The sequence below is a fragment of the Streptomyces sp. NPDC000075 genome, assembly GCF_040301925.1.
In the GTDB taxonomy this organism is placed as follows: Bacteria; Actinomycetota; Actinomycetes; order Streptomycetales; family Streptomycetaceae; genus Streptomyces; species Streptomyces polychromogenes.
Map to the genome: position 1 here is coordinate 353,144 of NZ_JBEPFL010000004.1, position 6,869 is coordinate 360,012.

Annotated in this window: 6 protein-coding genes; 4 read left to right on the plus strand and 2 right to left on the minus strand. The window is 73.5% G+C overall.

The window, feature by feature from the left end; translation table 11 throughout:
* Positions 1–67: 67 nt before the first annotated feature.
* The gene (locus ABT403_RS07640) at positions 68–1,645 is read left to right on the plus strand and encodes a cell division protein PerM (RefSeq protein WP_344163731.1); all 1,578 of its coding nucleotides are present in this window, start codon (positions 68–70) and stop codon (positions 1,643–1,645) included.
* A gap of 113 nt (positions 1,646–1,758) precedes the next feature.
* Here the strand turns inward: ABT403_RS07640 and ABT403_RS07645 are convergent, their stop codons facing one another.
* Entirely contained in the window at positions 1,759–2,370 is a 612-nt protein-coding gene (locus tag ABT403_RS07645; protein WP_344163734.1) for a hypothetical protein, read from the minus strand.
* Between the two features lie 249 nt (positions 2,371–2,619).
* Here ABT403_RS07645 and purN point away from each other — a divergent pair, with 249 nt between their 5' ends.
* Positions 2,620–3,243 carry a phosphoribosylglycinamide formyltransferase gene (gene purN / locus ABT403_RS07650; RefSeq protein ID WP_344163737.1) on the plus strand — a complete coding sequence of 208 codons (624 nt, stop codon included), beginning with the start codon at positions 2,620–2,622 and terminating at the stop codon, positions 3,241–3,243.
* Positions 3,240–4,820, plus strand: a complete 1,581-nt coding sequence (gene purH / locus ABT403_RS07655; protein WP_344163740.1) for a bifunctional phosphoribosylaminoimidazolecarboxamide formyltransferase/IMP cyclohydrolase — start codon at positions 3,240–3,242, stop codon at positions 4,818–4,820. The genes purN and purH overlap by 4 nt, the downstream gene beginning before the upstream one ends.
* Before the next feature lie 93 nt (positions 4,821–4,913).
* Here the strand turns inward: purH and ABT403_RS07660 are convergent, their stop codons facing one another.
* Positions 4,914–5,645 (minus strand): RDD family protein, encoded by a 732-nt coding sequence (locus ABT403_RS07660; protein ID WP_344163743.1) that lies wholly within the window; start codon positions 5,643–5,645, stop codon positions 4,914–4,916.
* A 252-nt stretch (positions 5,646–5,897) separates the two neighbouring features.
* Between ABT403_RS07660 and ABT403_RS07665 the strand changes: the two genes are divergently transcribed.
* Positions 5,898–6,758 carry a bifunctional methylenetetrahydrofolate dehydrogenase/methenyltetrahydrofolate cyclohydrolase gene (locus ABT403_RS07665; RefSeq protein ID WP_344163746.1) on the plus strand — a complete coding sequence of 287 codons (861 nt, stop codon included), beginning with the start codon at positions 5,898–5,900 and terminating at the stop codon, positions 6,756–6,758.
* Positions 6,759–6,869: the final 111 nt, after the last annotated feature.

Here is a 6,869-nt window from a genome sequence, read left to right on the forward strand (position 1 = left end):
ATTGGGCGACACAACGGGCAAACGCCTGTTACCCACCCATAGCGCGTGTCGTTGGCACCATGACGGTGTGACCCAAGTGATCGAACGCGGGGCCCCGTTGCCGGCGGCCCCGCAAGCCCGGGCGCCGCGCCGTTCACCGGCGGCCGCCGCCTGCGTGCTGGGCGGCGCCGTGGCCGCCGGACTGGGGCTCGGCTTCCTGGCCGTGCTCGTGATCGTGCTGTGGATCAGCTCCCCGTACCCCGACAGCGGTCCCGGCGGGGCGCTGCACCTCGCCGCCGGGCTGTGGCTGATGGCCCACGGGACCGAACTCGTCCGCTACGACACCCTCTCCGGGGTGCCCGCGCCCGTCGGTGTGACCCCGCTGCTGCTGGTGGCCCTGCCGGTGCTGCTGATGCGGCGGGCCGCCCGGCTGGGCAGCGCGTCCGGGGTCGGCGCGGCGACGGACGCGGAGGCGGAGGAGGTGCTGCCGGCGAGCGCGGTGTTCTCCGCCGTGCTCTGCGGCTACCTGGCCGTGGGCGCGCTCGCCACCCTGTACGCGGCCGGCGGGCCGATGCCGGCGGACCCGATCAGCGCCGCCTGGCACCTGCCGCTGGTGGCGGTGTTCGCCGCGGCGGGCGGGGTGTGGACGGCGAAGGGGCGTCCGGCGGGGCCGCTGCCGGGCTGGATCCCGGGGAGCGTACGCAGGGCGGTGGCCCGGCCCCGGTACGCGCTGGCGCTGCGCTCGGGGGCGGCGGGGGCGCTTGTCCTGCTGTGCGGCGGCGCGGTGCTGGTCGGGGCCTCGCTGGTGTGGCACGCGGGGGAGGTGCAGTCCTCGTTCCTGACGCTGACCGGCGTGTGGTCGGGACGGTTCGCGGTGCTGCTGCTGGCGGTGACGCTGGTGCCGAACGCGGTGGTGTGGGGTGCCGCGTACGGGCTGGGGCCCGGGTTCGCGGTGGGGACGGGGGCCACGGCGACGCCGCTCGGCTTCGAGGGGGCGGCGGCCCTGCCGAGGTTCCCGCTGCTGGCGGCGCTGCCGCCGGAGGGGGCGGGGACGCCGCTGACCTGGGCGGCGGCCGGGGTGCCGGTGGCGGCGGGGCTGGTGGTGGGGTGGTTCGCGGTGCGGCGGGCGCGTGAGGTCTCGTACGGGGAGACCGCGCTGACGGCGGCGCTGGGGGCGGTGGTGTGCGGGCTGGCGATGGCCGGGCTGGCGGCGGCGTCGGCGGGGGCGCTGGGGACGCGGGCGCTGGCGGCGTTCGGGCCGGTGTGGTGGGCGGTGGGCGCGGCTGCGGCGGGGTGGGTGGTGGTGCTGGCGGTGCCGGTGGCGGTGGCGGTGCACGGGCTGCGGAACCGGCCGGCCGGCTCAGCCGGGGGTGCGGGTGGCGGGGACACCTGGCATGACTCGGGGGTGCGGGAGCTCAGGTGGGCGGTGTTGCGGGAGGCGGCGTTGCCGATCGTCGCGCCCGCCGCCATGGATCCCCCGGTTCCGGAGCCGGACCCCGTTCCGGTCGCCGAGGCGCCTGCGGAGACCCCGCCTGGGGAGGGCCCGGCCGGGGAGGGTGCGCCGGCGGCGGATGTGGCGGGGGATCAGGGTGGGGTGGAGGCGGCGCCGTTGGTGCCGGGGGTGGTGGGGGCGCGGGTGCTCGCGCGGCGGCGGCCGGAAGCCTGACGGGGCCGGGGGCCCGCTGCGCGGAGCCGTCTCCCCGCCCCGCCCTTCCTCCGTTCCCCAGGGCTCCGCCCCGGACCCCGCGCCTCAAACGCCGGCGGGGCTGTAAGGAGCGGTCAGCGCTGGACCTTCAGGACGTTGCCGATCACGTTGTCCGGGAGGAGCGTGTTGCACTGGAGTTCCGCCGTCTGGGTCAGGGCGTCGTCGCGGCAGACGTAGAAGTCCTTGTACGCCAGCTGCAGCCCGTACGAGGTGCCCGCCAGGAGCAGGGCCAGCGTCGCCGAGACCATGCCGCTGATCGCGGCCGCCCGCTGCGGCCGGGCCGCCGGGCCGAGGGCGGAGAGGCCGCCGGGCCGGGCCGGGGTGCCCTTCTCCGGGTCGGCCGGGGTCGCCGCGCGGCCGCGCAGCGCGCTGATGCCCCAGTACATGGCCAGGGCCCCCAGCAGCAGCCCCACCGACGGGATCCCGAAGATCCCGAAGAAGAACCCCCACATGCCCGCGAGCATCGCGTACCGCGCGCGCCGCTGGACCGGGTCCATCGGGTCCCAGCGGGCCGGCCCCCCGGGTTCCTGGCCCGGGTTCGGGCCGGACGGGCCCGACGGGCCGCCGCCGTCGCGCGGGCGCTGCGGCTGCTGCCGGGGCTGCCAGGGCTGGTCGGGCCGGCCCTCCGGGGGCGCCGCGAAGGGGTTGTCGTCGGTGGAGGGGTCGGGCTGACGGCGGTCCGGCATCGAGTGGCTTACTTCCCCTGTGTCGTGGACGGTGTCGTGGACGTCGTGGACCCGGTGTGCGCCGGGTTGTGCGGCTTGTACGCCAGACGCTACCGCCCGCCCGTCCCCCCGTCCCTCGGGGGCGGTCCCGTGTGCCGGTATCGTTGCAGGCGGTCGGTGGCTTCGTATGGTTCCCCGTATATCGGTACCCCGAAGTTTCGTATGACCACACAAGACCAACGTCGCAAATCCTGTGAGAAAGGGCCTCCCATGGCCGCCTCCCGCCTGGTCGTGCTGGTTTCCGGCTCCGGCACCAACCTCCAGGCCCTGCTCGACGCCATCGACGCCCACCCCGGCGGAGCCGAGGGTTTCGGTGCCGAGGTCGTCGCCGTCGGGGCCGACCGCGAGAACATCGCCGGTCTGGAACGGGCCGAGAAGGCCGGGATCCCGACCTTCGTGTGCCCGGTCAAGGCCTACGGGAGCCGTGAGGAGTGGGACGCCGCCCTCACCGAGGCCACCGACGCGTACGCGCCGGACCTCGTGGTCTCCGCGGGATTCATGAAGATCGTCGGCAAGAGCTTCATCGACCGCTTCGGCGGCCGGTTCATCAACACCCACCCCGCCCTCCTCCCCGCATTCCCCGGCGCGCACGGGGTGCGGGACGCCCTCGCGTACGGGGCCAAGGTCACCGGCTGCACGGTCCACTTCGTGGACAGCGGCGTCGACACCGGTCCGATCATCGCCCAGGGTGTCGTGGAGATCGGGGACGGGGAGGACGAAGCCGCGCTCCATGAGCGCATCAAGGAAGTCGAGCGCAAGCTGCTCGTCGACGTCGTGGGGCGCCTGGCCCGGCACGGCTACCGCATTGAGGGACGAAAGGTAACAATCCAGTGACCGCCAACGAAACGACGACGGCTACCACCCAGCGGCCGATCCGCCGTGCGCTCGTCAGTGTCTACGACAAGACGGGACTGGAAGACCTGGCCCGCGGCCTGCACGAGGCGGGCGTCGCGCTCGTCTCGACCGGCTCCACCGCGTCGAAGATCGCCGCGGCCGGCGTGCCCGTCACCAAGGTCGAGGAGCTGACCGGCTTCCCCGAGTGCCTCGACGGCCGGGTCAAGACCCTCCACCCGCGCGTGCACGCCGGCATCCTCGCCGACCTGCGCCTGGAGGACCACCGGAGCCAGCTCGCCGAGCTGGGCGTCGAGCCCTTCGACCTGGTGATCGTCAACCTGTACCCCTTCAAGGAGACCGTCGCCTCCGGCGCCACGCCCGACGAGTGCGTCGAGCAGATCGACATCGGCGGCCCGTCGATGGTCCGCGCCGCCGCCAAGAACCACCCGTCGGTCGCCGTGGTCACCAGCCCGGCCCGCTACGCCGACGTCCTCGCCGCGGCCCAGGGCGGCGGCTTCGACCTCACCGCCCGCAAGCGGCTCGCGGCCGAGGCCTTCCAGCACACCGCCGCCTACGACGTCGCCGTGGCCTCCTGGTTCACGAACGTGTACGCACCGGAGGCCGAGGAGGGCGCCCTGCCCGAGTTCCTCGCCGGCGCGTGGGAGCGCAAGTCGACGCTGCGTTACGGCGAGAACCCGCACCAGGCCGCCGCGCTCTACGTCGACGGCACCGGCGGCCTGGCCGAGGCGGAGCAGCTGCACGGCAAGGAGATGTCGTACAACAACTACACGGACACCGACGCCGCGCGCCGGGCCGCGTACGACCACGCCGACCCCTGCGTCGCGATCATCAAGCACGCCAACCCGTGCGGCATCGCGACCGGTGCCGACGTCGCCGAGGCGCACCGTAAGGCGCACGCCTGTGACCCGCTCTCCGCGTTCGGCGGCGTCATCGCCGTCAACCGCCCGGTGACGGTGGAGCTGGCCGAGCAGGTCGCCGAGATCTTCACCGAGGTCATCGTGGCTCCGGCGTACGAGGACGGTGCCGTCGAGGTGCTGGCCCGGAAGAAGAACATCCGCGTGCTGCGGGCCGAGGGCGCTCCGTCCAACCCGGCCGAGGTCAAGCCGATCGACGGCGGTGCCCTGCTCGAGGTCACCGACCGGCTCCAGGCCGAGGGCGACGACCCGGCGAACTGGACCCTGGCCACCGGCGACGCGCTGTCCGCCGAGGAGCTCGCCGAGCTCGCCTTCGCCTGGCGGGCCTGCCGCGCCGTGAAGTCCAACGCGATCCTGCTGGCCAAGGACGGCGCCTCGGTCGGCGTCGGCATGGGCCAGGTCAACCGCGTCGACTCGGCGAAGCTGGCCGTCGAGCGGGCGGGCGCCGAGCGCGCGCAGGGCTCGTACGCGGCCTCGGACGCCTTCTTCCCCTTCCCGGACGGGCTGGAGATCCTGACCGCCGCCGGTGTCAAGGCCGTCGTCCAGCCGGGCGGTTCGGTCCGTGACGAGCAGGTCGTCGAGGCCGCGCAGAAGGCCGGCGTGACCATGTACTTCACCGGTACGCGCCACTTCTTCCACTGAGCCGCGCAGCCGGCTCCGGATACGGCGAAGGCCGCCACCCGCTGGTGCGGGTGGCGGCCTTCGCCGCGTGCGAGCGGTGGGTGCGCGGAGCGGTTACTTCACCTTGACGACGATGGTGCCGGCGGCGCGGTCGTGCCAGCCCTGGAGCTTGCCCGAGTTGTCGAAGAACGGGGAGAGGTAGACCAGGAGCTGGCCGATGCCGCACAGGACGGAGCCGACCATGGGGATGATCCAGCGGATGAAGCCGCCGCCGATGCCGGGGGCCTGACCGGTGTTCTCCTTGACGACCTTCAGGCCGAGCGCCATCTTGCCGAGGGTCGCGCCGACGAAGGCGATCATCAGCCATTCGTAGAGCAGCGTGATGAGGAAGAACACGAAGATGGCGCCGAAGAACGCGGCGACGATGCCGCCGGCCTGGGCGGCCGCGTCGTTGACGCAGGTCTGGTACTGCGGCGACAGCGGGTCGATGCCGGAGCAGTCGTCGATGGACTTCGACGCGCCGAACACGCCGGCGAGGCCGATCGCGCTGAAGACCGCGTACAGGATGCCGATGGCCAGACCGTCGATCAGACGGGCGCCGAAGCGGCGGCCCATCGTGGCGACCTGGACGGTGCCGAGGCCCGCGACGTTGATGTAGCCGTTGTTGGCCTGCAGCGTGCCGGGAGCCTGCGGCGGGACGCCGTACGGCTGCTGGCCCTGCTGCGGGTAGCCGTAGCCGGCCTGCGGCGGGACGCCCTGCGGGGCCTGCTGCGGGTAGCCGTAGCCGGGCTGTCCCTGCGGCGGCTGCTGCTGCCCGTAAGGGTTGTTCGGGTCGCCGAAGCTCATCTGGGTGTTTCCTCCGTGAAGTGCGGGGACGCACGGCACGCTGGAGGACACTTGCTTCTGCGGTACGCCCCCCGGCACTGCCCGCGGCACTCATTGCGTTCGTCTTGCTGCCCGTCATCGTGGTGGGCCCGCACCGGGCTTGTCCAGTTGGTTGCAGAGCCGGGCCAGACTTGTTGTGCAAGTGCAATCAAGAGCACGTTCCGGCCCCCGCCCGACTGGAAGCGGGGCCGCCCCATCCGGAAGGATGCCCCCATGAGCGCCCAGATTCTCGATGGAAAGGCCACCGCGGCCGCGATCAAATCCGAACTGACCTCCCGCGTGGCGGCGCTGAAGGAGCGGGGCATCACCCCGGGCCTCGGCACCCTCCTCGTCGGCGACGACCCGGGCAGCCGCTGGTACGTCAACGGCAAGCACAAGGACTGCGCCGAGGTCGGCATCACGTCCATCCGCCGCGAACTGCCCGCCACGGCCTCCCAGGAGGAGATCGAGGCGGTCGTGCGCGAGCTGAACGACAACCCGGAGTGCACCGGGTACATCGTGCAACTGCCGCTCCCCAAGGGCATCGACACCAACCGCGTCCTGGAACTGATGGACCCGGCCAAGGACGCCGACGGCCTGCACCCGACCTCGCTGGGCCGGCTGGTGCTGGGCGTCGAGGGCCCGCTGCCCTGCACCCCGTACGGGATCGTCGAGCTGCTGCGTCACCACGGGGTCGAGATCAACGGCGCGCACGTGGTCGTCCTCGGGCGCGGCATCACCGTGGGGCGCTCGATCGGGCTGCTGCTCACCCGCAAGTCCGAGAACGCCACCGTGACCCTGTGCCACACCGGTACGCGCGACCTCGCCGGGCTGCTGCGCCAGGCGGACATCGTCGTCGCGGCGGCGGGCGTCCCGCACCTGGTGAAGCCGGGGGACGTCAAGCCGGGCGCGGCCGTCCTCGACGTCGGCGTCAGCCGCGACGAGAACGGCAAGATTGTCGGGGACGTCCACCCGGGCGTCGCCGAGGTGGCGGGCTGGATCTCCCCGAACCCGGGCGGTGTCGGTCCGATGACCCGCGCGCAGCTGCTGGTGAACGTGGTCGAGGCGGCGGAGCGGACCGGCAGTGCGGGCTGAGCACGACACGAGCGGGACGCCCGGCACCAGCGGCACTGACGGGACCGGCGGCACAAGCGCGCCCGGCGGCACGGGCGCGCCCGGCGGTACGGGCGCGGCCGGCGGCACGGG